Source organism: Stenotrophomonas sp. YJH_SMC_36, assembly GCF_059369935.1.
In genome coordinates, this window is record NZ_JCAFTD010000006.1 from 128,572 (window position 1) to 155,107 (window position 26,536).

A 26,536-nucleotide genomic window follows, 5' to 3' on the forward strand; every position below is an offset into this window, starting at 1 on the left:
AAGGCATGGGCGGGGATACCATCGGAACCCCCCATTGCGGAGATCTGCCATGACCACTGCGTTCGATTTCGGTTTCACCGACCTGGACGGCCAGCCGCAGGCCCTGGAGCAGTACCGCGGCAAGGCGCTGCTGCTGGTCAACGTGGCCAGCAAGTGCGGTTTCACCCCGCAGTACGAGGGACTGGAGGCGCTGTGGCGCGAGTACGGCCCGAAGGGCCTGGTGGTGATCGGCTTCCCCTGCGACCAGTTCGGCCACCAGGAACCGGGCAATGCCGAGGAGATCCGCAGCTTCTGTGCGCTGACCTATGCAGTGGACTTCCCGCTGTCGGAGAAGATCCAGGTCAACGGCGACGGTGCACACCCGCTGTGGAAGTGGCTGAAGTCCGAGAAGACCGGCCTGCTGGGGCTGAGCGCGATCAAATGGAACTTCAGCAAGTTCCTGGTCGGACGCGACGGGCAGGTGCTGAAACGCTACGCGCCGACCGACAAGCCGGAAAGCCTTCGCGGGGACATCGAGAAAGCGTTGCAGTCCCGGCAGTAAGGGCTGCCGCTTCCCGCGGCAGCGCCGGACGCAGGCCCGGCGCTACGGGTCACTTCTCGACGAAGGCGCGCTCGAACACGTAGTGACCCGGCTGGCCGATGCGCGGGGAGACCTGGAAGCCACGGGCGTCGAGCACCGTGCGCAGGTCGGCCAGCATCTGCGGGCTGCCGCAGATCATCGCGCGGTCATTCTCCGGGCTCAGTTCCGGCAGGCCCAGGGTGCGCTGCATTTCCCCGCTTTCCATCAGCGAGGTCAGGCGCCCCTGGTTGGCGAACGGTTCGCGGGTGACGGCCGGGTAGTACAACAGCTTGTCGCCGATCATCTCGCCGAGGAACTCGTGCTCACGCAGGTCCTTCTCGAAATAGTCGCGGTACGCCAGGTCCTTCTCGTAGCGCACGCCGTGGCACAGGATCACCTTCTCGAAACGCTCGTAGGTCTCCGGGTCCTTGATGATCGACAGCCAGGGCGCCAGGCCGGTGCCCGTGCCCAGCAGGTACAGGTTCCTGCCGGGATGCAGATCGCTGATCAGCAGGGTGCCGGTGGGCTTCTTGCCTACCAGAACCTTGTCGCCGGGCTTGATGTGCTGCAGGCGCGAGGTCAGGGGGCCGTCCTGCACCTTGATGCTGAAGAACTCCAGCTGCTCTTCCCAGTTCGCGCTGGCGATGGAGTAGGCGCGCAGCAGCGGCCGGGCGTCGGTTTCCAGGCCGATCATCACGAACTGGCCGTTCTCGAAGCGGAAACCGCTGTCGCGGGTGAGGGTGAAGCTGAAGTAGGCATCGGTCCAGTGGCGGACCTCAAGCACCGTTTCGGCGCCGAAAGCGGAAGACATGGGCGTATCTGTTGGAAGTCGTCGGGGTAATTCTATCTCAAATGAGACAGGTTCTCATTAGGCGGAACGAGAGGCGTTCTCAGCGGTAGCCGGCGGCCTGCAGCTCGAACAGCTCGGCGTAGCGGCCGCCCTGGGCCATCAGCTGCTCGTGGGTGCCGCTGGCCTCGATCCGGCCATCGGCCAGCACCAGGATGCGGTCGGCCATGCGCACCGACGAGAAGCGATGGGAGATGAGTACGGCAGTGCGATTGTCCGCCAGTTCCCTGAACCGCTGGAATACCTCGAACTCGCTGCGCGCATCCAGCGCTGCGGTCGGCTCGTCCAGGATCATCACCTGCGCATTGCGCATCCACGCGCGGGCGATGGCGATCTTCTGCCACTGCCCGCCGGAGAGGTCCACGCCCTCCTTGAAGCGACGCCCGATCAGCTGGTCGTAGCCGCGTGGCAGCGACTCGATCACTTCCTGGGCCATGCCCCGGCGCGCGGCATCGGCAACCCGTTCCCGGTCCGCCATCGCCTCGACCTGGCCAACGCCGATGTTCTCCCCGGCGCTCAGGTTGTAGCGCACGAAGTCCTGGAAGATCACCCCGAGATTGGCGCGCAGGTCATCCAGGTCATAGTCGCGCAGGTCCCGGCCGTCGAGCAGGATGCGCCCCTCGTCAGGCTCGTACAGCCGTGCCAGCAGTTTGACCAGCGTGGTCTTGCCGGCACCGTTCTCGCCGACCAGTGCCAGCACTTCGCCGGCATGCAGCTGGAAATCGAGGTGGCGGACGGCCCATTGCTCGGCATCGGGATAGCGGAAGCCGACGTTCTCGAACACGAAGCCCTGGCGGATGGGCTGCGGCACGGCTGCGGCGCCCTCGCGCGAATGGATCTCCGGCCGGATCTGGAAAAACGAGAACAGATCGTCCAGGTACAGGGCCTGGCTGGCCACCTGCGAGAAGCCGATCAGCAGGCCCTCCAGCAGCTGGCGCAGGCGCAGGAAGCTGCCGGCGAGGAAGGTCAGGTCGCCGATCGAGAAATCGCCGCGCACCGTGCGCCAGGCGATGTAGGCGTAGGCGGTGTAATAACCCAGCGTGCCCAGCGCGGCCAGCAGGGTGCCCCACACGGCACGGCGCCGGGCCAACGCCCGGTTGGCCTTGAACAGCGCCACCGACAGGCTCCTGTAACGCTCCACCAGGAAGCGGTGCAGGTTGTAGATCTTCACTTCCTTGGCCGTCTCCACGCTGGCGCCGAGCTGGCGCAGGTAGTCGAGCTGGCGGCGCTCGGGCGTCCATTGGAAATTCAGGCTGTAGCCGGCGGCGTTGAAGTGCGATTCGCCGATGAAGGCAGGCACCAGGGCCAGCGCCAGCAGCAGGATCAGCCACGGCGCGTAGACCAGCAGGCCCACCGCCAGGCTGACCACCGTGATGGCGTCCTGCACCTGGCCGAACAGCTGGCTCATCAGGTTCATCCGGCCCATCGTCTGGCGTCGTGCGCGGTCCAGCTTGTCCTGCAGGTCCGGATCCTCGAAGTCCTCCAGATCCAGCGTTGCGGCGTGCTCCATCAGCCGGATGCTGGTGGCGTTGGCGAACAGCTCCGACAGCAGGGCATCGGCGTAGGCCACCATCCGGCCCAGCAGGTCGGAGACGATGGCCAGGCCCAGCTCCAGGGCCAGCAACCCGAGCAGCGGATTGAGCAGGCCGCTGGCCAGGGCCTCGCCCAGCGGCGGAAAGCCGGCGTCGTGCCGGCTCAGCTGCAGCGCGCTGTCGATGATCAGCTTGCCCACATACAGCATGGCGACCGGCAGCAGGGCACGGATCAGGCGCAGCCCCAGGCTGACCAGGGTCAGTGCGGGGCTGGTCTTCCACACCAGCCGCAGGAACGGTGGCACGTTGCGCATCGCATTGAAGCGCTGGCGCAGGCTGGGTTTCTTTTCGGCTGAAGGCATGTCGCCATTGTGCGCGCCGGAGCCGTGGCGAAGGCATGAATGCGACGCCCGCAGGGAGCGCGCGTCAGCGCGCCACCGGTGCGGAGCCGCGCTGGGCGAGGCCCCGCACTCTTGTGGATCAGGGCAGCGGCGGCAGCAGGCCGGCGCCGAGGCGGTTCCAGGCGTTGATCACCGCGATGCCCATGCTCAGGTCGCTGATGCCCTTCTCATCGAAGTGCGGTGCCAGCGCATCGAACGCTGCCTGCGATGGCGCGGCGTCGGTGAGCCGGGTCAGGGCCTCGGCCCAGCCCAGCGCTGCGCGCTCACGCGCATCGAAGAAGCGGCTTTCGTGCCAGGCGGGCAGGGTGTCCAGCTTGCGCGGCTCGATGCCACTCTTGCGCAGCGCCGTCCCGTGCATGTCCATGCAGTAGCCGCAGCCGTTGAGCTGCGACACGCGCAGGAACACCAGTTCCATCAGGGTCGGATCGATCGAACTGTCATGCACTGCCTGGCTGGTATCGAGCAGGCCCTTGAAAGCCTTGGCGGCCAAGCGGGTATAGGGAACGCGGGGTGAGGCGGGGTTGGACATCGTGGGCTCCACGGCGGCCCCGATGGCCGCCTTCCCTTACCAGGACGCCGCCGCGTCTGCGTGCGTGACAACCGCGGGCAGTTTTTCCGGATTGAGCACGCTGTAGAGGCGCGCGATGCGGCCATCGATCACCTCGATGGTGGTGACCGAATGCAGGCGATCGCCGTCGAAGCCCAGGATCGCCGGCTCGCCGTTGACGTAGCCCAGCCGGGCCGGGTGCGTGCCGCCGCGGCGGGCAATGGCCCAGAACAGGCGGCCGATGCGTTCGGCACCCCGCAGCGGGCGCACCGCTGCGGTGACCACGCCGCCTCCATCGGAGACCATCAGCGCGTTGGCATGCAGCAGGGCCTGGATCGCCTCGCTGTCGCCACGCTGCGACGCATCCATGAAGCGTGCCAGCAACTGCCGGTGCTGGCCGGCGTCGGCATTGAAGCGCGGCCGGCCGGCTTGCAGCCGCTGCCGGGCCCGGTGCACCAGTTGCCGGCAGTTGGCCTCGCTGTGGCCGATCAGGTCGGCGATCTCGCGATAGTCGTGGTCGAACGCTTCCTTCAGCAGGAACGCGGCGCGTTCCTCCGGGCCGAGCTGTTCAAGCAGGGTCAGGAAAGCCACCGATACATCATCAGCCAGGGCATGCAACTGGGCCGGGCCGGGCGCCGGGTCCGGCTCCAGGGTGACCGCCATCGGTTCAGCCAGCCACGGGCCCACGTAATGCGCGCGCTCGCGCTTGGCCGCACGCAGACGGTCCAGTCCCAGGCGCGTGGTGGTGGTGACCAGCCATGCCTCGGCATCGCGGACGCTGGCCGGGTCGGCGCCGGACCAGCGCAGCCAGGCGTCCTGGACGACGTCCTCGGCGTCGGCGCGGCTGCCCAGCAGGCGGTAGGCGAGGGCCATCAGGCGCGGACGGTGGGTCTGGAAGGCGGTTTCGGCGTTCATGCGGGCAAGGACGCCGCAGCGGGCGGGGGCGTGACAAGGGCTTGGGGTCAGATCCCTTTCCCCGGGAAAGGGTTCTGACCCCACAGACTCTACCCGCAGCCGGGGAGGGGGTAAAATGGGCGGATTACCCCCGCCAGCCTCGAGCAAGCGAGCAAGCCGTGACATCGATCAAGCAGGAAGACCTCATCCAGTCCATCGCCGACGCGCTGCAGTACATCTCGTACTACCACCCGGTCGACTACATCAAGAATCTCGCCGCTGCCTACGAGCGCGAGGAGTCGCCGGCCGCGAAGGAGGCGATGGCCCAGATCCTGATCAATTCGCGGATGTGCGCCGAAGGCCATCGTCCCATCTGCCAGGACACCGGCATCGTCACCGTGTTCCTGGAAATCGGCATGGATGTGCGCTGGGACGACGCCACCATGGGCGTGGAAGACATGGCCAATGAAGGCGTGCGCCGCGCCTATCTGCATCCGGACAACAAGCTGCGTGCTTCGGTGCTGGCGGATCCGGCCGGCAAGCGCATCAACACGAAGGACAACACCCCGGGCGTGGTCAACGTCAAGGTCGTGCCGGGCAACAAGGTGGATGTGATCGTGGCCGCAAAGGGCGGCGGTTCGGAAGCCAAGACCAAGTTCGCCATGCTCAATCCGTCCGACTCCATCGTCGACTGGGTGCTCAAGACCGTGCCGACCATGGGGGCCGGCTGGTGCCCGCCGGGCATGCTGGGCATCGGCATCGGCGGCACCGCGGAGAAGGCCATGCTGCTGGCCAAGGAAGCGCTGATGGAGCCGATCGACATCACCGAGCTGCAGGCCCGTGGAGCGTCCAACCGGATTGAAGAGCTGCGCCTGGAGCTGTACGAGAAGGTCAATGCGCTGGGCATCGGCGCCCAGGGCCTGGGTGGCCTGACCACGGTGCTGGACATCAAGATCAACGATTACCCGACCCACGCGGCCAACCTGCCGGTGGCGATGATCCCGAACTGCGCCGCGACCCGCCACGCGCACTTCACCCTGGATGGCAGCGGTCCGGTGATGCTGGATCCGCCGTCGCTGGAGGACTGGCCGAAGCTGACCTACGACGCCTCCAAGGGCACCCGGGTGGACCTGGATACGATCACCCCGGAGGAGGTGGCCAGCTGGAAGCCGGGCCAGACGCTTCTGCTCAACGGCAAGCTGCTGACCGGCCGCGACGCCGCGCACAAGCGCATGGTCGACATGCTGAACAAGGGCGAGGAACTGCCGGTCGATCTGAAGGGACGCTTCATCTACTACGTCGGCCCGGTCGATCCGGTGCGCGATGAAGTGGTCGGTCCGGCCGGGCCGACCACGGCAACGCGCATGGACAAGTTCACCCGCCAGGTGCTGGAACAGACCGGTCTGCTGGGCATGGTCGGCAAGGCCGAGCGCGGCCCGGCTGCGATCGAGGCGATCCGTGACAACAAGTCGGCGTACCTGATGGCGGTCGGTGGCTCGGCCTACCTGGTGTCCAAGGCGATCAAGGCGGCCAAGGTGGTCGGGTTCGCCGATCTCGGCATGGAAGCGATCTACGAGTTCACCGTGCAGGACATGCCGGTGACGGTGGCGGTCGACTCCACCGGTGAATCGGTGCACAAGACCGGCCCGCGCGAATGGCAGGCCCGCATCGGCAAGATTCCGGTGGTGGTGGAGTAAGCGCGGCACACGCTTGGTGGCAAACGGCGCCTGTTGGCGCCGTTTGTCGTTTAACGAGCCGGCACGGAACATCTGCTAGTTTCCATGCGACTCGAACCGGGAACGTTCATGCCGCTGTTACGGAACTTCGCGCTTGCCGGGCTGTTCGCACTGGTCGGCTGCAGCAGCACCTCCTCCTCGTATGAAGGAGCGGATTTCAGCGCATCGGCGCAATGCCGCATGCAGTGCCAGGCCAGCCATCGCAGCTGCATGGCGCAGGCGGACAGCCTGGGCAGTCGGCAGAGCAGCTGCGAACAGCAGATGGCTCCGGCTGCCGACAAGCGCTGCAAGGACATCGCCAATGCCGATCTGCGCCGCTCGTGCGAACTGAAGGCGCATGACTGCACGCTGCGGCAGCCGATGATGAGCTGCGGCGAACGTCGCGACACCTGCATGAGCAGCTGCGGTTGAGCAGTGGCCGCCGGGCGGGCGCATAATCGCTGGCTCTACCCGCAACGGATCCCGCGCATGAGCACCACCCTGTATGGTTCGTCGAGTACCGCTTCGCTGGTCGTGCACTGGCTGCTGATCGAACTGGGCATCGAGCACGAACTGGTGCTGCTGGATTTCGACAGGCGCGAGCACAAGGCGGCGGACTACCTGGCGTTGAATCCGGCCGGGAGGGTGCCGACCCTGAGGATCGATGGCCTGCTGTTGACCGAGGCAGCGGCCATCGCGCTGTACCTGGCCGACCGCCATCCCGAAGCGGGGTTGCTGCCGGCCGTGGGCACGCCCGCGCGGGGCGAGGCCTATCGCTGGATGTTCTGGTGCGCCAACACCCTGCAGCCTGCCTATCGTGCATGGTTCTATCCGCACGAAGCGGCGGGCGAGGCCTGCGTGGAGGCAACGCGTGCGATGGCCCGGCAGCAGCTGGAGGCGGCCTGGCAGCATGTGGCGGCGCACCTGCAGGCGCACGGGCCTTACCTGCTGGGCGACGCGCCCAGCGTGGTCGATTTCATGCTGGTGATGCTGATGCGCTGGTCGCGCAACATGCCCCGGCCCACTGACACCTGGCCGGTGCTGAAGGCGCACGCAACCGCGCTGAAGGCGCGCCCCGCCTTCGCGGAAGTCTATCGACGCGAAGGCATCAGCGACTGGCGGTGATCGCCGGCGTTGAGCCGAGCGCGTGCCGCCGGGCATGGCCCGGCGCTGCCGGGTGGTGCGTCCGGGCTACAGGATCTCCAGCACCGTTTCCGGCGGGCGGCACAGGCGCGTGCCCTTGGCCGTGCGCACCACGGGCCGGTTGATCAGGCGCGGGTGCGTCGCCATCGCCGCCAGCAGGGTCGCCTCATCGGCCCCGGCCAGCGCCAGACCGGCAAACTCCGGTTCCTTGCTGCGCACCAGGTCGGCGGCGGCCAGCCCGGATTCGGCAAGCAGCTGGCGCAGGGTCGCCACGTCGGGCGGTGCCTGCAGGTACTCGATCACCTCCGGCTCGATGCCGGCGTCGCGGATGAGCTTCAGTGCGCCGCGCGAATTGCTGCACGCCGGGTTGTGCCAGATCGTCACGCCCATCAGAACCATTCCAGCAGCGACACGCCCACGCCCACGTAGGTGGCCTTGTGGTTGTAGTCGATCAGGCTTTCGCCGTATCCGTCGAAGACCTGGATGTGGCCGCGCAGCAGGTTGCTGATCGGGAAACCGTAGTCGAGCTGCAGGGCGCCATGCGAACGGTCGCCGGTACGCAGCGAATGGCGCGCCATCAGGGACACTTCGTGGCCATTGCGGTTCCAGATCAGGGTCGCGTCGCCGCGGCCCATGTAATCCTCGATGTCCGGGTTGTTGTCATCGCTGCGCGTTTCGGGAATGCGGTACCAGGGCCGCAGCACCAGCGCCCAGTTCTCGCGGTCCAGCCCGACGTTGAGCATCACCCGGTTCCAGCTGCGCGAAAGGGGATCGGCGCGGCCGTTGGACTGATGGTTGAGGCTGATGCCGGTCATGCGTCCGCGCCAGCCACCAATGGAGTAGCCGTTGCGGAACACCATCATCACTTCCGGCTCGTAATTGGTCTCGCGGAACGGGCGCGAATTCTCGGCGTTGTAGGCCTGCCAGCGCGAGCTCTGGGTATAGCCGGCCCAGATGTCGCCGTTGTCGCCGAACAGATTCTCGGCGATCTTGGTCTTGAAGCTGATCTGGAACTTCAGCTCGGCACTGTCCAGCGCCTGCGGCTCGGTCACGCTGTTGGCCGGATTCGGCGACTGCGGCATCTGGTTCTTGTCGCTGGTCCAGAACGCCGGCAGCAGGTACACCGGCTTGTAGGCCCGCAGCTGGAACGGTCCCAGCTTCGAGTCTTCCGCCAGTTCCCAGCGGCTGTCCAGCAGGGAACCGCGGCCTGCATTGGCCAGGGCGCTGTCGTCCGGGGCGGGGCGCAGCACATCGCTGACCCGCGCCCGCAGGTTCTCTTCGCCCTGGCTCAGGCGGGCGGCGCGACGCTGTTCGCGCAGCGCCTGCGCAGCCTGCTGCGCGGCGGCATCGGCTTCGGCAGTGGCCGGAGCGTTACGGCCGAACAGGCGGTCGTAGCACGACAGCCGGGCGGCGTCGGTTTCAATGGCCGCGCAACCGGCCGGCGTGGTGGTCGTGGCAGGCGCGATTTCCTGCGCGGCCAGCGGCGCGCTGGCCAGGGCAAGCGCCAACGGCGCCAGACGGGGGAACAACGGCGGGAGGGTCATTGCAGCAGGCCCTTCGGGATGACTACGGGAAGACGCACAGTGTGGCGGCTGCCCGCAGCAACGGCCAGCCCCATGGAGTTATGCCCGGCGCAGGTGTGCGCGTGGCGTGAAGATCGTTCGTTACAGGAACCAGGCGAACGCGAACAGGCCCAGCATCGCGATGACCATCGCCAGTTTCAGCGCCAGGCCCAGCAGGATGCCCAGCCAGGTGGCGAGTCCAACCTTGGTCGAGCGGCCCAGCTCGCGCGTGTGCCAGTACTCGCCCAGCAGAGCGCCGACCAGCGGGCCGGCGAACAGGCCGATGGGCATGAAGAACAGACCGGCGATGCTGCCGATGAAGGTGCCCCACAGCGCCTTGCGGCTGGCCCCGACACGCTGGGCCCCGACCACCGTGGCCAGCACATCGGCCAGCAGTGAAAGCAGGGTCAGCACGCCCAGTACCAGCAGGGTCGGCCAGCCGACATGGGTGAAGCCGTCGGCCCACGCCGCCAGCAGCAGGCCGACGAACACCAGCGGGATGCCTGGAAGTGCCGGCAGGACGATGCCGGCTATACCAACCAGGACAAAAATGACCGCTAGCAGATACAAGATGAATGAGAGGCCCATGCTGTCCCGTATGGTTGTCTTTTTGGGGTTGACAGTGAAAGATTTTGCCAGTTGCTTTTTCGTTTTGGCCGGGTTAAGTTGCAGTCGCTGAGCTTGGCAAGGTCACCGTGGATCGTGGCCTGATGAAGCAAGATCTTCCCGATCCGCTGCATCGATGCACCTCGCTTCCCCCTTGCTTGTCAGCCGCCCACAAGGCGTTTCCAACAACAAGAGAGAGTCATCAGGGAGTTAGTGAGATGTCCGAACGCGAGAACGGTACTGTCAAGTGGTTCAACGATGCAAAGGGCTTCGGCTTCATCAGCCGTGAAAACGGCGAAGACGTGTTCGTGCACTTCCGCGCCATCCAGACCCAGGGCTTCAAGAGCCTGAAGGAAGGCCAGAAGGTCACCTTCACCGTCGTGCAGGGCCAGAAGGGCCTGCAGGCCGACGCCGTGCAGCCGATCTGACCGGTCTGCAGCCGTCACATGAAAAAGGCCCGCGCAAGCGGGCCTTTTTCTTTGTCCGGGGCCGGCAGCGGATCAGCGCAGGATCACCCGGCCGTTGACCACGCGAACGTAGGTGTTTTCGCGGATGCCGCCCAGATCGCGCTGGTTGACGACGATGGTGCGTCCGTCATCCATGCGCACGCTGATGTCATACGTATCGCTGGTCACGTTCTTCTGGATCTGGTTGCCGGCCAGCGCGCCACCCACGGCACCCGCCGCTGCGGCGATGTTCTTGTTGCCGCGGCTGCCGCCGGTGTGGTCGGAGATCTCATGGCCGGCAACCGCACCCACAATGCCGCCGAGGATCGCGCCGGTCGCGCTGGGCGCAGTGCGGCCGGACTGCACGGTGTTGATGCGGGTGACGATGCCGCAGTCGGCGCAACGGCCCTGGTTGTAGCCGGAGTTGTTGCCGTAGCCGCCGTTGTTGTACCCATTGTTGTAGCCGCCGCCGCCGTAACCCGGCGAGGTGGCGCAGCCGGCCAGGGCGAGGGTGGCGATGGCACTGGCGGCGATGAGCTGGATCTTCATGGGGCGTCTCCTGGCCGTGAAGGCGGATGTGTTGGGTGGTACTGCGTCATGCAGCAGGGTGCGCGAATCGTCTCCTTTCCAACGTGAACAAGACGCCAATCAACGCCGCCATGACCGGCTGCGGGATGAACGCTGTTCAACGGAAATCCTGATGGCAGGCGCGGCAGTCCGCCTGCAGCGTCTGCACCACCTGGGCCAGCGCGGTGCAGTCTGCCGGTGGCGTCGCCAGGGCGGCATTGAGGCCGGCGCGGTACTGGCTGGCATGCTGCTGGAACTGCGCGCTGTCCTTCAGGCCGGGGAAGGCCAGGTCCAGGTCGTTGGAGAGCAGGCGCAGCGTCTGCAGGCGCGGCACGCTGTCGGCCAGGCTGCAGCGGTTCTGCTGTTGAGCCTGCTGCAGCAACTGGGATTGCCGCTGCATCACCTGCATCAGGCTGTCCGGGAAGGGGTCACGGCGGGCCTGCAGGGCGCGGCCGACCATCACCGTGGCGATCAGGCCGATCAGCAGACCCAGCGCGAGCACGAACAGGTAGCGATAGGCGGAAGACGGCGGGCGAGGGGGGCTGGCGTTCATGGCGGGCTCTCCGGGTGTGCAACGGTAGGTTCGACCCGGCGTGCTGTGGACGCCGGCCGCTGCACGTTAAAATAGACCGATGAACGAACAGGTCAAACAACGCTTCGCCGGCATCGAACGGCTGTATGGCGTGGGTGCGCTCGAGCGCCTGCAGGGCAGCCGCGTAGCGGTGGTAGGCATGGGCGGGGTCGGCTCGTGGGTGGTCGAGGCGCTGGCGCGCTCGGCGGTCGGCCATCTCACCCTGATCGATGCGGACGACATCTGCGTGTCCAACACCAACCGGCAGCTGCCGGCGATGGAGGGCAATTACGGGCGCAACAAGGCCGACGCCATGGCCGAGCGCTGCCGGGCGATCAACCCGGAACTCGATGTCGACGCGGTGCAGGCGTTCCTGACCACCGCCAACATGGCGGAACTGCTTGATCGTCGCTTCGATCTGGTGATCGATGCCTGCGACAGCTTCCGGGTCAAGGTGGAGACCATCGCCTGGTGCCGCCGCCGCAAGCTGCCACTGCTGACGGTCGGCGCCGCGGGTGGCCGCACCGATCCGACCCTGGTACGCATCCGCGATGTCTCGCGCACCGAGCACGACGCGATGCTGGCGCTGATCCGCAAGAAGCTGCGCAGCGAGTTCAACTTCCCCAAGAACGCCAAGCGTTACTTCGGCGTGCCGGCGGTGTACTCGCTGGAGAATGTGAAGTATCCGCAGGCCGATGGCAGTGTCTGCGGCCTCCGTCCCAACCTGGGGGCGGACGCTGCGCTCAAGCTTGATTGCGGCGCAGGGCTGGGGGCAGCCACCCATATCACCGGTGCCTTCGCCTTTGCCGCCGTCGGCAAGGCGCTGGAAATGCTGCTGGAGCCGAAGAGGGTCAAGTCCGAATCCGTTGAGGCTTGACCGGTAGCGCCGGGCCATGCCCGGCGAAACGGCGATCAGGCGGCCGGCAGCGCGAACAGCCGCCGCGCGTTGTCGGTCGTGGTCCTCGCTACCGTCTCCAGGTCGGTCTGCCGCAACGCCGCGATGTGGCGCGCGATGATCGAGAGGCGTGCCGGCTCATTGCGCTGCCCACGGATGGCCGCGTCGGGCTGATCGGGCGCGTCCGTTTCCAGCAGCAGCTGCTCCAGCGGCATCTCCCGGACCAGCCGTTGCAGGCGCTGTGCCCGTTCGTAGGTCAGAGGGCCGCCCAGACCCAGCAGGAAGCCCTGCCGATGCAGCTGTGCCGCCTGCTCCGGGCTGCCGGAGAAACTGTGCACCACGCCGCGCAGGCCACCGATGCGGCGGATCGCTGCGATCACCGCATCCACGGCCCGACGCGCATGCACGATCACCGGCAGGTCGAAGTCGCGCGCCAAGCGCAGCTGGCCGGTGAAATAGGTCTGCTGCGCCTCCGCATCCAGGCCTTCCACGAAATAATCCAGGCCGCATTCGCCGATCGCCCGCGGACGCTCACGCTCGATCCATTCCCGCAGCAGCGGAAGGTGCCCGGCGCGATGCTCGGCAAGAAACATCGGATGCAGCCCGTACGCGGGATACAGGCCGGGTGCCTGCTGGCAGACCTCGCGCAGCTTCGGCCAGCTGGCGGCGGTGACGGCCGGCACGACCTGGAACTGCACCCCGGCCGCGCGCGCGCGCTCGATCACGGCGGCACGGTCGGGGTCGAACTCGCCTGCATCGAGATGGCAATGGCTGTCGACCAGCACGCTCAGCGCTGCTCCAGCGGTGGCGGCGTGCGGGTGCCGCGGCTCTTCCAGTTGGCCAGCAGCAGTGTGCCCAGGCCCAGCACCAGCTCATCGACGAAGGGAAGCGGATCGGGAATGAACAGGGTCAGCGCGAACAGCCCTGCCGTGAGCTTGAACAGCGTGGGGTAGCGCAGCCGGCGCGCCCATTGCAGTACCGGCAGCAGCATCGGGTTGGCCATGGCGGGATCCTCCTGGTGAATATGCAAACGCTACCACGGGCCCAGCATTTCCCGATGCTGAATGGGTTACGGCGACGAGCAGGAAATGTGGAGATTCCGTTCAGGGAGGCCGTGCTGCAATCTGTGCCGAGAACGTTGCGGACGGTCCGCAAGGAGCAGGTCATGAAAAGCACAACTACAACTGTCCTGGTCGCAGCGGGCGCGCTGCTGGTGGGTGGTATCGCCACGGCCGCCTTCATGAAGAGCGGCAACCCTTCGCCGGATTCCATCAGCGCCGGCGCCCCCAACGGCGAATCGCGCCTGGCCGATGGCAGCGGCACCGACGATGGTGCGCGTGGCAACCAGCTCGATGCCACCGCGCCGCGCGGCCTGGAGTATGCCGATGTGCTGAAGGTCGACCCGATCACCGAAAAGCAGAAGGCGTACGCCACGGTCATCGGCACCGACGCGGTGCGCGAGACCTCCACCACCCAGACGCCGCACGAGGTCTGCCAGGATGTGGTCGTGCAGGAACGCCTGCCCGAGCGTGATGGCAACGTCGGTGGCACCGTCGCCGGCGCGGTGATCGGTGGCCTGCTGGGTAATCAGGTTGGCGGCGGCAATGGCAGGAAGGCGGCGACCGCAGCCGGTGCCGTGGCCGGCGGCCTGATCGGCAACCAGGTGGACAAGCGCCACGTCGGTGGCCGTGTGGTCAACCGCACCGAGCGCCAGTGCCACACCGAGACCGCCACCTCCGAGTCGAGCCGTGTCACCGGCTACAACGTCACCTATCGCAACGAGGACGGCACCACCGGCACCATGCGCATGGCCAGCAAGCCCGGCAACCGCATCGCCATGGGCACCAACGACGTGGTCAAGGGTTACAACGTGACCTACCGCTATGATGGTGCCGAGAAGACCGTGCGCATGGACAACAAGCCAGCCAGCGATCGCCTGCCGGTGGTCGATGGCCAGCTGGTCACGCAGACAGCGGCAGCCGGCGCCACGGCACCGACCCGCCAGTAATCCTGCCGCTGCAGCGGACAGGCGACAGGCCGGCTTCTGCCGGCCTGTCTGTTTTTGTGGCCGGGTGACATTTGCGATGATGGCGCTCCGTCATCGCCCTGGAGTCGGCATGAGCATCTTCGACCTGCGCCTGGAAACCGAGCGCCTGATCCTTCGCCCACCGCATCGCGAGGATTTCGAGCCCTATCTGGCGTTCTGCGCGGATGAAGAGGTGATGCGCACGCTGGGCGGAGTACAGCCACCGTCAGTGGCATGGCGTGGATTCTGCAGCCTGGCTGGCGCGTGGCAGTTGTTCGGCTTTTCGATGTTCAGCGTGATCGAGAAATCCAGTGGTGAGTGGGTCGGTCGCATGGGGCCCTGGCAGCCACAGGACTGGCCGGGCACCGAGGTCGGCTGGAGCATCCGGCGTGCCAGCTGGGGCAAGGGCTACGCGCCGGAGGCGGCGACCGCTGCGATCGACTGGGCATTCAACGCACTCGGGTGGGAGGAGGTGATCCATACCATTGCCGAGGACAACGAGAATTCCCGTGTCGTGGCCCGCAAGCTGGGCAGTACGCTGCTGCGCATGGGCGAGCTGCCGCCGCCGTACCAGGGCAAACCGATGCAGATCTGGGGGCAGTCGCGCCAGCAGTGGCAGCAGCGCGTGCGCTGAGGGGCCCGACGGGCTGCATCCAGCGGCGGGCTGCGCGGTGGGCATGCTGCACCCGCGCTTGGCATCGGCGGGCGCGCTTGCCAGACTGCGCGCAACCGGTCGTTGGCCGGGTCTCCTGGAGCAGGCAATGGTGGAAGAACGCGTTCCGTTGACGGTGCATGGCATGTCCGTTTCAGGCAATTGCCACAAGGTGCGCATGCTGCTGGAACACCTCGGCAGCCGCTATCGCTGGGTGGAGGTGGACAGCGCCCATGGCCAGACCCACACGCCGGAGTTCCTGGCATTGAATCCCAATGCGAAGGTGCCGTTGATCGTGCGCGAGGACGGCCGCGTGTTGACCGAATCGAACGCGATCCTGTTCTGGCTGGCCGAGGGCACGCCCTACCTGCCCGGCGATGGCTGGGAGCGGGCGCAGGCGTTGAGCTGGATGTTCTTCGAGCAGTACACGCATGAACCCTGCGTGGCGGTGGCCCGTTTCATCCGTGGCTGGACGCCGGCCGACTCCCCGCGGCGCGCCGAACTGCCGCGCCTGCAGGAGCGCGCCAGCACCGCACTGGCGGTGATGGAACAGCACCTGCGGCAGTCGCCCTGGTTCACCGGCCGCAGTTATGGCATCGCCGATATCGCGCTGTTTGCCTACACCGACGTTGCCAGCGATGGTGGCATCCGCCTTGATCCGTTCCCGCAGGTGCAGGCCTGGCTGCAGCGGGTCCGGGCGCAGCCGCGGTTCGTGCCGATGCCGGCCGTGGGCGCGGAGGTGCTGGCGCGATTCAACGCGGTGGCCTGATTCCAAGGGGAGCGTCGGGCAGGCCGACTGCGGGGGACGCCGGGCGGGCCCGCGCCACGCTACGCAACAACGACACGGAGGGTGTTCGATGTTCGCTGTGGTTCCAGATCCCATTCCCGCGCGCATGCGCGGGCTCAACCGCGCCGAAGTGTGCGACGTCAATTTCCTGGAGGCGGTGCGCGGCTGGCGGGGCACGCCACGGCCACGGCCCGCGCCGCACGCGCCGATCCTGCCAGGCAGCACGCTCAGCGCGGCGGCCTTTGCCGACCTGTTCGATTCGCAGCTGGCCAGCCGCCAGCTGGACCTGATGGCACGCGTGCTGCGCGTGCAGAACAAGGTCTTCTACACCATCGGCTCGTCCGGACACGAGGGCAATGCGCTGTTGGCGCGGGCCTGCCGGCACACCGATCCTGCGTTCCTGCACTACCGCTCCGGCGCCTTCATGGCCGAGCGCGCGCGGCAGGTGCCGGGCATGGATCCAGTGCGCGACGCGGCACTGTCGTTCGCCGCCAGCGCCGACGATCCTGCCAGCGGAGGCCGGCACAAGGTGTGGGGCAGCCGGCCGCTGTGGGTGTTGCCACAGACCTCGACGATCGCCTCGCACCTGCCCAAGGCGCTGGGCACTGCGTTGGCCATCGAGAGCGGCAAGCGCCTGGGCCAGCCGTTGCCGATTCCGGCCGACAGCATCGTGGTCTGTTCCTTCGGCGACGCCTCGGCCAATCACGCCACCGCACAGACGGCGTTCAACACCGCCATGTGGTCGGCCTACCAGAAACTGCCGGCGCCCATCCTGTTCGTCTGCGAGGACAATGGCCTGGGCATTTCGGTGAAAACACCGGAGGGATGGATCGCCGAGCGCTTTGGCGGCCAGCCGGGACTGGACTACTTCTTCGCTGACGGGCTGGATCTGGCCAGCGGCCATGCGCAGGTGCAGGCCGCGGTCGAGCATTGCCGGACAACCCGCAGGCCGACCTTCCTGCACCTGCGTACCACGCGGCTGATGGGGCATGCCGGTACCGATTTCGAGGTGGAGTGGCGCGCGTTGCCGGAGCTGTGTGCGGCGGAGGCGCAGGATCCGCTGCTGCGCTCGGCGCAGATCGCGATGGAGTCGGGCTGGATGGATGCCGCGGCCGTCGAGGCGGCCTATGAAGCGATGCGTGTGCGCTGCATGGCGGCCGCCGCCGACGCCGAGCGCCAGCCGAAGCTGCAGTCCCTTGAGCAGGTGATGGCACCGCTGGCGCCCTATACACCTGCAGCGGTGCACGCCGAGGCCCGGCGCGCGGTCGCGGACGAGGCGCGACTGTCGCTGTATGGCGGCGCCGACGCATTGCCGGAGCGACAACCGCCGCGTCATCTGGCCATCCAGATCAATCACGGACTGCAGGAACTGCTGTGCAAGTATCCGCAAAGCCTGTTGTTCGGCGAGGATGTGGCGCAGAAGGGAGGCGTGTACACCTTGACCCGCGACCTGCTGCGTCGTTTCGGCCCGCGTCGGGTGTTCAACACGCTGCTGGACGAGACCATGATCCTGGGCATGGCGCAGGGGCTGGCCAACATGGGCATGCTGCCGATCCCCGAGATCCAGTACCTGGCCTACCTGCACAATGCCATCGACCAGATACGTGGCGAGGCGTGTTCGCTGCAGTTCTTCTCCAATGACCAGTTCCGGAACCCGATGCTGGTGCGGGTGGCAGGGCTGGGCTACCAGAAGGGATTCGGTGGCCATTTCCACAACGACAATTCGATCACCGCCCTGCGCGACATTCCCGGCCTGGTGGTGGGCTGTCCCTCGCGTGGCGACGACGCCGTGATGATGCTGCGCACGTTGGCGGCGCTGGCTCGGGTGGATGGCCGCGTGGCGGTGTTCCTGGAGCCGATCGCGCTGTACATGAGCAAGGACCTGCACGAGCCGGGTGACGGCCAGTGGCTGTTCGACTACCCGCAACAGGGCCAGGCGCTGCTGCCGGGGGAGGGCCGGGTGTATGCCCCCGAGGCGCAGGATCTGGTGATCTACACCTATGGCAATGGCGTGCCGATGGCGCTGCGTGCCGCGCGGGTGATCGACCAGCAGCTCGGGTGGCAGGTGAGGGTGGTTGACCTGCGCTGGCTGGTGCCGCTGGACGGCGGATTCATTGCCACCCAGGCGGCCACGGCGCGGCGCGTGCTGGTGCTGGACGAGGGGCGTCACAGCGGTGGCGTGGGCGAGGGGGTGGTCACGGCCCTGGTCGAGGCCGGCTTCGGTCACCTGCCGCTGCGTCGGGTCTGCGGCGCCGATACCTATACGCCGCTGGCGGGGGCAGCAATGTTCGGCCTTCCAAGCGACAATGCGGTGATTGGCGCCGCCCTCGACCTGGCGCAGGAACCCTGATGCATGTGTGGATTGGCGGGAATGCTGTTGCCGGCACCGATGGTGCCGGCCGAGGAACTGCAGGCACAGGCCCTGGCCATGGGCCAGGCGCTGCACCATCGCGGGCCGGATGATGGTGGCACCTGGGTCGATGCCGCTGCCGGGATCGCACTGGCGCACCGCCGGCTGAGCATCCTCGATCTGTCCCCGCTGGGCCACCAGCCGATGGCATCGTCCGACGGCCGCTATGTGATGGCCTACAACGGCGAGGTCTACAACTTCGCGGCCCTGCGCGCCGAACTGGAGCCGCTGGGCCATGCGTTCCGTGGCCACTCCGATACCGAGGTGCTGCTGGCTGCGATCCTGCAGTGGGGCCTGGAAGACACCCTGCAGCGCTGCAACGGCATGTTCGCCATCGCTCTGTGGGACCGCAGCGAGCAGTGCCTCTGGCTGGCCCGCGACCGGGTCGGCAAGAAGCCGCTGTACTACGGCTGGGCCGGTGACGCGCTGGTGTTCGGTTCCGAGCTGAAGGCACTGTGGCAGCATCCAGCGTTCGACAACGATATCGATCGGGATGCGTTGACGCTGCTGTTGCGGCTGGATTACATCCCGGCGCCGCACAGCATCCATCAGCGCTGTTACAAGCTGATGCCCGGCCGGGTGCTGCGGGTGGATGCGGCGATGGTTGCCGCCGGAGCCGGCGCGCACCGGCCGGAGCAGGCGCAGCGTCCGTACTGGGACGCGCGTGCGCGCATGCAGGCCGCACTGGCCGCACCCTTCCAGGGCCGCATCGAGGAGGCCGAGGAGCAGCTTGATGCCCTGCTTCGCGACGCCGTGGCGCTGCGCATGGTCGCGGACGTGCCCGTCGGCGTGTTCCTGTCCGGGGGGACCGATTCGTCGCTGGTGGCGGCGCTGATGCAGGCGCAGAGCAGGCAGCCGGTGCACAGCTTCAGCATCGGCTTCCAGGATTCAAGCCACGACGAGGCACCGCTGGCCAGGGAACTGGCCGCACATCTGGGCTGCGACCACACCGAACTCTACGTCAGTGGAGCCGACGCACTGGCGGTGGTGCCGCAGCTGCCGACGATGTTCGACGAGCCTTTTGCCGATGCCTCGCAGGTGCCGACCGCGCTGGTGGCCCGGCTGGCGAGGCAGGGGGTGACTGTGGCTTTGTCCGGTGATGGTGGCGATGAGCTGTTCTTCGGCTACACCCGCTACGTGCGCGCGCTGCGCAACTGGCAGATGCTGGGTCGCGTGCCGGGCCCGCTGCGGCGCTGGATGGGTGCCCGCGCGCAGCAGCAGGGCGAGGCATCGCGCACGGGAGGCCTGGCGGCGCTGCTGGCCGAAACCGGCGCCCGCGGCATCGGCGATGTATACCGCAACCGCATTTCGCGCTGGCGTGACCCGGCGGCGGTGGTGCCCGGTGCGCAGCCGGCTGGCAGCTTCTATGACCTGGCCGATCCGCTGCACGGCGCGGGCACGCCGGCAGACGCGATGATGCTGGCCGATTTCGTGACCTACCTGCCTGATGACCTGCTGTGCAAGGTCGACCGCACTTCGATGGCGGTCAGCCTGGAGGCGCGTGCGCCGTTGCTGGACTGGCGGGTGGCCGAGTTCGCCTGGTCGCTGCCGCTGGGCTTCAAGCGCAGTGAAACGACCAGCAAGGTCCTGCTCAAGCGCGTGCTGGGCCGATACGTCCCGCACGCGATGGTGCACCGGCCCAAGCGTGGTTTCGGTGCGCCTGTCAGCGACTGGCTGAAGGGCGACCTGCGGCCGTGGGCCGACGATCTGCTGCAGCCTTCGCGGCTGGAACGCGAAGGCGTGCTGTCGGCGGCCGCGGTGCAGCCGCTGTGGCAGCAGTTCCTTGGCGGCCAGCGCAAGTGGCACACGCATCTGTGGAACGTGCTGATGTTCCAGGCATGGCAGGCCCACTGGCGCCAGGTCCGGGCCAGCGTCGGCGGCTGACCTTCACTGCCTGGAAAGGGTGCGGCGAATAGGCTGGGTTTCCCGCACCAAGAGGAGTCCGTCCGATGTCCGTTCCCGCCATCGCCGTGTTCGTTGGAAGCCTGCGCCGGGAGTCCTGCAACCGCCGGCTGGCCCATGCGCTGGAAAAGCTTGCCGGCGACCGCGCCCGGTTCCAGTACGTGCAGATCCGCGATCTTCCCCTGTATGACCAGGATTTCGACGCCGATTACCCGCCATCGTGTGTCCGCCTGAAGGAGCAGGTGCGTGCCGCCGACGCCGTGCTGTTCGTGACACCCGAATACAACCGTTCGGTGCCGGGCGTGCTGAAGAACGCCATCGACATCGGCTCGCGCCCCTATGGCGACAGCGCATTCGCAGGCAAGCCGGCTGCGGTGATCGGTGCGTCCATCGGCCAGATCGGCACCGCGGTGGCCCAGCAGCACCTGCGCAACAGCCTGGCCTTCCTCGACATGCATGTGCTCGGCCAGCCGGAGGCGTTCATTCATTTCAAGGACGGCCTGATCGACGCCGACGGTACGATCCACAACGAGGCCACGCGGGAATTCCTGCAGGGGTATGTGGACCGGTTCCTGGCGCTGATCGCGGTGCACGTGAAGGGCGATTGAGACGTATGGGGTCAGAGCCCTCTGCGTTGCAGAGGGATCCGACCCCAGCCACATCCGGGGTCGGATCCCGGCGCGCAGCGGCGGGCTCTGACCCCACTTGCAGCTGAGCGGGCCAGAGCCCGTACGCTGCACGGAATCCGACCCTGGCCGGCTGATCTGCGATAATGACGCACTCGGGCGTCGCACGGGCGCCCGTCGCAGGCAGTGCGACGCCTCCGCGCCATTCTGGCCAGGCTCCGGCGGATATCCCCCGTTCTTCCACGGCTTATCCACAGGCTTGTCCATGGCCGCCAGGGTCGGCGCATGCCTACACTCGTCTGGCCCCACTTTTGCAGGAAACACCGCCGCATGTCCGCCCGTCCCGGCTTCCGTTCCAACCGCAGAGACCGCGGTGATGGCTTCGAACGCGATGATTCGCGCATCGACCAGCTGCGGGTGCCACCGCATTCGGTGGAGGCCGAGCAGGCGGTGCTGGGTGGCCTGATGCTGGCACCCGAAGCGTTCGACCGGGTCAACGACCAGCTGACCGAGACCGACTTCTATCGCCGCGATCATCAGATGATCTACCGCGCGATCCGAGAGCTGTCCGAGCGTGACCGACCCTTCGATGCGGTGACGCTGGGCGAATGGTTCGAATCGCAGGGCAAGCTGGAGCTGGTAGGGGATGGCGCTTATCTGATCGAACTGGCCAGCACCACGCCGTCGGCGGCGAACATCGCGGCCTACGCCGAGATCGTACGTGACAAGGCGGTGCTGCGGCAGCTGATCCAGGTCGGTACCGACATCGTCAACGATGGTTTCCAGCCGGAAGGCCGCGACAGCAGCGAGCTGCTGGCGTCGGCGGAAAAGAGCGTGTTCGCCATTGCCGAGCAGGGCGCACGCGGGCGTACGGATTTCGTCGCCATGCCCGGCGCGCTGAAGGATGCCTTCGAGGAACTGCGCAACCGCTTCGAGAACGGCGGCAACATCACCGGCCTGCCAACCGGCTACAACGATTTCGACGCGATGACGGCCGGCCTGCAGCCGACCGACCTGATCATCCTGGCCGCGCGCCCGGCGATGGGCAAGACCACCTTCGCGCTGAACATCGCCGAGTATGCGGCGATCAAGTCGAAGAAGGGCGTGGCGGTGTTCTCGATGGAAATGTCCGCATCACAGCTGGCGATGCGACTGATCTCCTCCAATGGCCGGATCAACGCGCAGCGCCTGCGTACCGGCCAGCTGGAAGACGAGGACTGGAGCCGCGTCACCAGCGCGATCAAGATGCTGAAGGAAACCAAGATCTTCATCGACGACACGCCGGGCGTATCGCCGGAAGTGCTGCGCTCCAAGTGCCGCCGCCTCAAGCGCGAGCACGACCTGGGCCTGATCGTGATCGATTACCTGCAGCTGATGAGCGTGCCCGGCAACAGCGAGAACCGCGCGACAGAAATCTCGGAGATCTCGCGTTCGCTGAAGGGCCTGGCCAAGGAGCTGAACGTGCCGGTGATCGCACTTTCCCAGCTCAACCGCTCGCTGGAAACGCGTACCGACAAGCGCCCGGTGATGGCTGACCTGCGCGAATCGGGCGCCATCGAGCAGGACGCGGACATGATCGTGTTCATCTACCGCGACGACTACTACAACAAGGAAAACTCACCGGACAAGGGCCTGGCCGAAATCATCATCGGCAAGCACCGTGGCGGCCCCACCGGTTCGTGCAAACTGAAGTTCTTCGGCGAGTACACGCGTTTCGACAATCTGGCCCACGATTCGGTCGGTTCGTTCGAGTAGGGCTGCCGGCGGCGGGCCGGCGATCTCCTTCTGTTCTGCAAGAGCCGGGCGCGTGCCCGGCTCTTTGCGTTGGTGCGCGCGCAAGGCGCGTACCTTGCCGGGCGATGGTCACATGACGTGTAACTGACATGTAACTGGGCCTTCCTACCATGCCGCCGCTGTCCTCCCACTTCCGACGCCCGTCGCTGGCGTCCAGCGCGTCCAAGGAATCCGCCTCCCATGCCGTCCCACGCTCCGCTCCGCCGCAATCTGCTGGCTCTGCTGGTCTGTGCCTCGCTGCCGTCGCTGGCGGCCGCTGAAACCGCCCCCACCTCCGATGCACCGTCGGCGACCACCCTCGATTCGATCTCGGTGATCGGCCGCGGCGAAGCGCGCCAGGTGCAGCGTGTCACCGCCGAGGACATGAAGGTGCTGCCGCCGGGCGCGAATCCGCTCAAGCTGCTGGCCAGCAAGCCGGGCGTGCATTTCGAGTCGGGTGACGCCACCGGTGCCTACGAGTGGTCGACCAGCATCAGCCTGCGCGGCTTCAACCAGAACCGGCTTGGCTACACGCTGGACGGCATTCCGCTGGGCAACATGAGCTACGGCAACAGCAACGGCCTTCATGTCAGCCGCGCGGTCATCAGCGAGAACCTGGGCGGTGCGGAAGTCTCCACCGGCATCGGCGCGCTGGGGACGCCGTCCACCAGCAACCTGGGGGGCGTGTTCCAGTTCTATTCGATCGATCCTTCTACCGAGTACGGCGTGGTGCTGGCGCAGGGCTTTGGCAGCGACAACGCGCGGCGCAGCTATGCCCGCCTGGAGACCGGCGAGCACCAGGGGTTTGCCGCGTACCTGTCCGGCGTGTACTCCGAAGGCGACAAGTGGAAGGGGAAGGGCTCGCAGGAGCTCAAGCAGTTCAACGGCAAGGCCGTTTACAACTTCGGCGTGGACAGCAGGATCACCGCGCTGTTCAACGCATCACGCCGGGTCGAGGCGGACTACCAGGATCTGTCGCTGGAGATGATCGACCGCCTGGGCTGGAACTGGGACAACTACGCGCCGGACTGGGACCGCGCGCTGGCCGCGGCACGCGGGCAGTTCAGTGGCGGCGTCAACAGCCCCTGGGATGCGTACTACTCCGGTCATGGCCTGCGCAACGACGATATCTCCAGCGTCGCCGGCGACTTCGGCCTCAACGAAGCGATGCGCCTGAAGGTCAATGTCTACAATCACAGCAACCGCGGGCAGGGCCACTGGTTCAGTCCGTCCAATCCTTCCAATCCGGGCACCGCGCGCGAGATCCCGATCTCGATCCGCACCACCGAGTACGCGATCGACCGTACCGGCGTGACCTCCGCGTTCACCTGGAACGTCGGCGGGCACGAGCTGGAAGCCGGCCTGTGGTACGAGGACAACGGCCACAGCGTGCAGCGCAACTTCTACTACATCGATGGCCCGATCACCGATGACTTCTTCCTGCGCAATCCGGACCAGCGCGTGTGGCGCCAGCTCTACACCACCATCACCCGCCAGTTCTATGTGCAGGACCGCTTCCGCCTGTTCGACGACCGCCTGACGGTGGACATCGGCGCGAAGTCGCCGCACACCCGCACCCGCGTCCGCACGCCGCTGGGCAGCTATGCCAACAACAGCAGCCTGACCTCCAGCAAGGGACTGCTGCCGCAGGCCGGCTTCAACTTCAAGCTCAACGAAGGCAATGAAATCTTCGGTTCGTTCGCCAGGAACATCGCCGCCTATGCGCTGGGCGTGGGCAGTCCGTTCAACGTGCCGCAGCAGGCCTTCGATGCCAGTGCACGCAACCTCAAGCCGGAGCAGTCGCGCACGATCGAACTGGGCTGGCGCGGCTACGGGCAGGGGTATGAGGCGTCGGTCGCGGTGTACGACGTGAAGTTCGACAACCGCCTGCTTGCCATCGCCCAGTGCGTGGGCATCCTCGGCTGCCCTGCGTTGTTCTCCAACGTCGGTTCGGTGACCAGCCGCGGTGCCGAGGCGACCCTGCAGCTGAAGCCGGTGCAGGACGTCACCTGGTCCAACGCGCTGTCGTGGAACGACAGCACCTACGACGACGACTACGTCAACAACGGGGTGGTACCGACCCGCGGCAGGAAGACCGTGGATACGCCGGAATGGATGTTCGCCAGCACCCTGGCCTGGACGCCGGGCCCGTGGGACATGCGCCTGTCCGCCAACCATGTCGGCAAGCGTTACGTGACCTATACCAACGACCTGTCGGTTCCCAGTTACTGGCTGGTCAACGCCTCGGTGGCTTACGATTTCGGCTCCCTGGGGCCCGCGCAGAACCTGACAGTGGCAGTGAACCTGACCAACCTGGCGGACAAGCGTTACCTGTCTTCGATCAACACCAACGGCACCTATGCCGCAGATCCCACGCGCAGCCTGGCGACCATGCAGGTGGGGGCGCCGCGGCAGGTGATGGCGACGGCGACCGTGCGCTTCTGATGCAGCGGCCCTTGGATCCGGAGCACCGTCGCCGCCTGCTGCGCATGGCGTGGCAGGGCACAGGGGTGGCGATCGCACTGGCGGCGATGCCGGGGCTGGCCACGGCAGGCCCACGGCCACGTCTGGGCCGCGATCCGTTCACCCTCGGCGTCGCCGCCGGCGATCCGGATCCGCAGGGGGCGGTGCTGTGGACACGGCTCGCCCCCGATCCGCTCAACGGCGGTGGCATGCCGTCGCGGGCGGTGCCGGTGCGCTGGTTCGTGGCTGAAGATCCCGGCATGCGCCGTCCGGTGCAGCGTGGCGTCGCCGCAGCGGTGCCCGAGCTGGCGCATTCGGTGCACGTGGAGATCAATGGCCTTCGTCCCGGCCGTGACTATTACTACCGTTTTGCCTGCGACGCTGATGAGGAAAGCACGGTCGGCCACTTCCGCACCGCGCCGCTGCCGGACGCGCAGCTGCAGCAGCTGCGCCTGGCCCTGTGCACCTGCCAGGCCTGGAACAGCGGCTACTACCCGGTACTGCGTGATATCGCGCGGAGCGATGTCGACCTGGTGCTGCATGCCGGCGACTATCTGTACGAGTACAGTCCACTGCAGAACGTACGCGGCCGCACACTGGATGCGGAGCGATTCAGCGGCGAGACCGTCAGTCTGCAGCGTTATCGCGACCAGTACGCGCTGTACAAGCTCGATCCGGACCTGCAGGCAGCGCACGCCGCGCACGCCTTTGCGGTGATCTGGGATGACCATGAGGTGCAGAACGACTATTCCGGCGTCCATCCTGAAAAGGACAGCGTGCCGGTGGAGGACTTCATCGTCCGGCGGGCCGCTGCCTATCGCGCCTTCTACGAGCACCTGCCCATGCGCAGCGCTCCGGCCGGCAATGGTGGCCTGCGGGTGCACCGGCGCCTGCGCTACGGCGACCTCGCGCAGCTGAGCCTGCTCGATTGCCGCCAGTTCCGTCCGGCCAACCCCTGCGGCGTGGGCGAGTCACCGCGCTGCGAGGCGGCACTGGACCCGCGCATGAGCATGCTCGGGTCCGGCCAGGAGGCGTGGTTCGCACAGTCGATGGCGGCCGCGCGGGGCACGCGCTGGAATGTGGTGGTGCAGCAGCTGCTGATGGCGCAGCTGCGGCTGGACGGCGGCACCCCGCGCGAGCGGTTCTGGAACGATGCCTGGGATGGGTATCCTGCCGCGCGCAACCGGTTGCTGCAGGCGCTGCAGGCGGGCGGGCAGGGCAATGCGATCGTGCTGGGAGGCGACTGGCATTCCACCTTCGTCAACGATCTGAAGCTGGACTTCGATGCGGCCGATGCTCCCGTGGTGGCCACCGAGTTCATCGCCCCCGCCATCAGCAGTGGCGGAGACGACACACCGTATGGCCCTTACTACGGACCGTCGATTCCCCTGAATCCGCACATCCGCTATTTCGACGGCGACCGCCGTGGCTGGTGGAAGCTGCAGCTCAACCGGCAGGCCGTGGATGCGGAACTGCGCTTGGCCGACAGCGTGCTGCGTACCGATGCCGCGGTGCGGACCGCCGCGCGTTTCCAGGTCGCCCACGGCCGCCCGGGGGCGGTGCAGGTATAGCGGCTGCGTTCCGGGTTTCATCGCGCCCTGCCGGGTTTCGT

Annotated in this window: 25 protein-coding genes and 1 pseudogene; 15 read left to right on the forward strand and 11 right to left on the reverse strand. The window is 67.0% G+C overall.

Annotated features, from left to right (window positions below; translation table 11 throughout):
- Nucleotides 1-49 precede the first annotated feature (49 nt).
- On the forward strand, nucleotides 50-541 hold the full coding sequence (locus AC5P76_RS12755; RefSeq protein ID WP_065181959.1) for a glutathione peroxidase: 492 nt from the start codon (nucleotides 50-52) through the stop codon (nucleotides 539-541).
- A 49-nt stretch (nucleotides 542-590) separates the two neighbouring features.
- On the opposite strand, the gene AC5P76_RS12760 is transcribed toward AC5P76_RS12755, so the two are convergent.
- The 4 genes from AC5P76_RS12760 to AC5P76_RS12775 form a co-directional block, all read right to left on the reverse strand.
- Complete coding sequence (locus AC5P76_RS12760; RefSeq protein ID WP_053516913.1) at nucleotides 591-1,370, reverse strand: ferredoxin--NADP reductase; 780 nt, start codon at nucleotides 1,368-1,370, stop codon at nucleotides 591-593.
- Between the two features lie 79 nt (nucleotides 1,371-1,449).
- Complete coding sequence (locus AC5P76_RS12765) at nucleotides 1,450-3,300, reverse strand: ABC transporter ATP-binding protein (RefSeq protein WP_253119547.1); 1,851 nt, start codon at nucleotides 3,298-3,300, stop codon at nucleotides 1,450-1,452.
- Nucleotides 3,301-3,418: 118 nt separating this feature from the next.
- Nucleotides 3,419-3,868 carry a carboxymuconolactone decarboxylase family protein gene (locus AC5P76_RS12770; RefSeq protein WP_065181961.1) on the reverse strand — a complete coding sequence of 150 codons (450 nt, stop codon included), beginning with the start codon at nucleotides 3,866-3,868 and terminating at the stop codon, nucleotides 3,419-3,421.
- A 36-nt stretch (nucleotides 3,869-3,904) separates the two neighbouring features.
- The gene (locus AC5P76_RS12775; RefSeq protein ID WP_053516916.1) at nucleotides 3,905-4,801 is read right to left on the reverse strand and encodes an RNA polymerase sigma-70 factor; all 897 of its coding nucleotides are present in this window, start codon (nucleotides 4,799-4,801) and stop codon (nucleotides 3,905-3,907) included.
- Nucleotides 4,802-4,959: 158 nt separating this feature from the next.
- Between AC5P76_RS12775 and AC5P76_RS12780 the strand changes: the two genes are divergently transcribed.
- The 3 genes from AC5P76_RS12780 (at nucleotide 4,960) to AC5P76_RS12790 (ending at nucleotide 7,620) form a co-directional block, all read left to right on the forward strand.
- The gene (locus AC5P76_RS12780; RefSeq protein ID WP_065181962.1) at nucleotides 4,960-6,477 is read left to right on the forward strand and encodes a fumarate hydratase; all 1,518 of its coding nucleotides are present in this window, start codon (nucleotides 4,960-4,962) and stop codon (nucleotides 6,475-6,477) included.
- 108 nt (nucleotides 6,478-6,585) lie between these two features.
- Nucleotides 6,586-6,927: a hypothetical protein gene (locus AC5P76_RS12785; RefSeq protein ID WP_065181994.1), complete on the forward strand. Its 342-nt coding sequence runs from the start codon at nucleotides 6,586-6,588 to the stop codon at nucleotides 6,925-6,927.
- Nucleotides 6,928-6,984: 57 nt separating this feature from the next.
- The gene (locus AC5P76_RS12790) at nucleotides 6,985-7,620 is read left to right on the forward strand and encodes a glutathione S-transferase family protein (protein ID WP_065181963.1); all 636 of its coding nucleotides are present in this window, start codon (nucleotides 6,985-6,987) and stop codon (nucleotides 7,618-7,620) included.
- Nucleotides 7,621-7,686: 66 nt separating this feature from the next.
- Here AC5P76_RS12790 and arsC read toward each other — a convergent pair whose 3' ends face one another.
- The 3 genes and pseudogenes from arsC to AC5P76_RS12805 form a co-directional block, all read right to left on the reverse strand.
- The gene (gene arsC, locus AC5P76_RS12795; RefSeq protein ID WP_111187118.1) at nucleotides 7,687-8,028 is read right to left on the reverse strand and encodes an arsenate reductase (glutaredoxin); all 342 of its coding nucleotides are present in this window, start codon (nucleotides 8,026-8,028) and stop codon (nucleotides 7,687-7,689) included.
- Nucleotides 8,028-8,864: pseudogene (locus AC5P76_RS12800) on the reverse strand (phospholipase A); the annotation flags it as partial. The gene arsC and the pseudogene AC5P76_RS12800, both read right to left, overlap by 1 nt.
- Nucleotides 8,865-9,302: 438 nt before the next feature.
- The gene (locus tag AC5P76_RS12805) at nucleotides 9,303-9,788 is read right to left on the reverse strand and encodes a DUF456 domain-containing protein (protein WP_053516922.1); all 486 of its coding nucleotides are present in this window, start codon (nucleotides 9,786-9,788) and stop codon (nucleotides 9,303-9,305) included.
- A 236-nt stretch (nucleotides 9,789-10,024) separates the two neighbouring features.
- On the opposite strand from AC5P76_RS12805, the gene AC5P76_RS12810 reads away from it, so the two are divergent.
- A complete protein-coding gene (locus AC5P76_RS12810; protein WP_053516923.1) occupies nucleotides 10,025-10,234 on the forward strand; it encodes a cold-shock protein in 210 nt (69 codons plus the stop codon).
- Nucleotides 10,235-10,306: 72 nt separating this feature from the next.
- On the opposite strand, the gene AC5P76_RS12815 is transcribed toward AC5P76_RS12810, so the two are convergent.
- Complete coding sequence (locus AC5P76_RS12815; RefSeq protein ID WP_053516924.1) at nucleotides 10,307-10,801, reverse strand: glycine zipper 2TM domain-containing protein; 495 nt, start codon at nucleotides 10,799-10,801, stop codon at nucleotides 10,307-10,309.
- A gap of 136 nt (nucleotides 10,802-10,937) precedes the next feature.
- On the reverse strand, nucleotides 10,938-11,372 hold the full coding sequence (locus AC5P76_RS12820; protein WP_065175471.1) for a hypothetical protein: 435 nt from the start codon (nucleotides 11,370-11,372) through the stop codon (nucleotides 10,938-10,940).
- Between the two features lie 79 nt (nucleotides 11,373-11,451).
- On the opposite strand from AC5P76_RS12820, the gene AC5P76_RS12825 reads away from it, so the two are divergent.
- Nucleotides 11,452-12,267: a tRNA threonylcarbamoyladenosine dehydratase gene (locus AC5P76_RS12825; RefSeq protein ID WP_053515341.1), complete on the forward strand. Its 816-nt coding sequence runs from the start codon at nucleotides 11,452-11,454 to the stop codon at nucleotides 12,265-12,267.
- A 35-nt stretch (nucleotides 12,268-12,302) separates the two neighbouring features.
- On the opposite strand, the gene AC5P76_RS12830 is transcribed toward AC5P76_RS12825, so the two are convergent.
- Nucleotides 12,303-13,076, reverse strand: a complete 774-nt coding sequence (locus tag AC5P76_RS12830) for a TatD family hydrolase (protein ID WP_253119566.1) — start codon at nucleotides 13,074-13,076, stop codon at nucleotides 12,303-12,305.
- The gene (locus AC5P76_RS12835) at nucleotides 13,073-13,288 is read right to left on the reverse strand and encodes a DUF6116 family protein (RefSeq protein WP_053515346.1); all 216 of its coding nucleotides are present in this window, start codon (nucleotides 13,286-13,288) and stop codon (nucleotides 13,073-13,075) included. Before AC5P76_RS12835 ends, AC5P76_RS12830 begins: the two co-directional genes overlap by 4 nt.
- A gap of 162 nt (nucleotides 13,289-13,450) precedes the next feature.
- On the opposite strand from AC5P76_RS12835, the gene AC5P76_RS12840 reads away from it, so the two are divergent.
- The 9 genes from AC5P76_RS12840 to AC5P76_RS12880 all read left to right on the forward strand — a co-directional run bounded on the left by AC5P76_RS12840 (nucleotide 13,451) and on the right by AC5P76_RS12880 (nucleotide 26,495).
- Nucleotides 13,451-14,293 (forward strand): glycine zipper 2TM domain-containing protein, encoded by an 843-nt coding sequence (locus AC5P76_RS12840; protein ID WP_053515348.1) that lies wholly within the window; start codon nucleotides 13,451-13,453, stop codon nucleotides 14,291-14,293.
- Between the two features lie 109 nt (nucleotides 14,294-14,402).
- Complete coding sequence (locus tag AC5P76_RS12845) at nucleotides 14,403-14,945, forward strand: GNAT family N-acetyltransferase (protein ID WP_053515349.1); 543 nt, start codon at nucleotides 14,403-14,405, stop codon at nucleotides 14,943-14,945.
- A gap of 127 nt (nucleotides 14,946-15,072) precedes the next feature.
- Nucleotides 15,073-15,732, forward strand: a complete 660-nt coding sequence (locus tag AC5P76_RS12850; RefSeq protein WP_053515351.1) for a glutathione S-transferase family protein — start codon at nucleotides 15,073-15,075, stop codon at nucleotides 15,730-15,732.
- A gap of 88 nt (nucleotides 15,733-15,820) precedes the next feature.
- Nucleotides 15,821-18,100: a thiamine pyrophosphate-dependent enzyme gene (locus tag AC5P76_RS12855; protein ID WP_197600296.1), complete on the forward strand. Its 2,280-nt coding sequence runs from the start codon at nucleotides 15,821-15,823 to the stop codon at nucleotides 18,098-18,100.
- Between the two features lie 3 nt (nucleotides 18,101-18,103).
- Complete coding sequence (gene asnB / locus AC5P76_RS12860) at nucleotides 18,104-20,044, forward strand: asparagine synthase (glutamine-hydrolyzing) (protein WP_459040197.1); 1,941 nt, start codon at nucleotides 18,104-18,106, stop codon at nucleotides 20,042-20,044.
- 65 nt (nucleotides 20,045-20,109) lie between these two features.
- Nucleotides 20,110-20,670, forward strand: a complete 561-nt coding sequence (locus AC5P76_RS12865; RefSeq protein WP_253119554.1) for an NADPH-dependent FMN reductase — start codon at nucleotides 20,110-20,112, stop codon at nucleotides 20,668-20,670.
- A gap of 348 nt (nucleotides 20,671-21,018) precedes the next feature.
- Entirely contained in the window at nucleotides 21,019-22,443 is a 1,425-nt protein-coding gene (locus tag AC5P76_RS12870; RefSeq protein ID WP_053515359.1) for a replicative DNA helicase, read from the forward strand.
- A 219-nt stretch (nucleotides 22,444-22,662) separates the two neighbouring features.
- A complete protein-coding gene (locus tag AC5P76_RS12875) occupies nucleotides 22,663-24,906 on the forward strand; it encodes a TonB-dependent receptor family protein (RefSeq protein ID WP_346475870.1) in 2,244 nt (747 codons plus the stop codon).
- On the forward strand, nucleotides 24,906-26,495 hold the full coding sequence (locus AC5P76_RS12880; RefSeq protein WP_253119557.1) for an alkaline phosphatase D family protein: 1,590 nt from the start codon (nucleotides 24,906-24,908) through the stop codon (nucleotides 26,493-26,495). Before AC5P76_RS12875 ends, AC5P76_RS12880 begins: the two co-directional genes overlap by 1 nt.
- Nucleotides 26,496-26,536 lie beyond the last annotated feature (41 nt).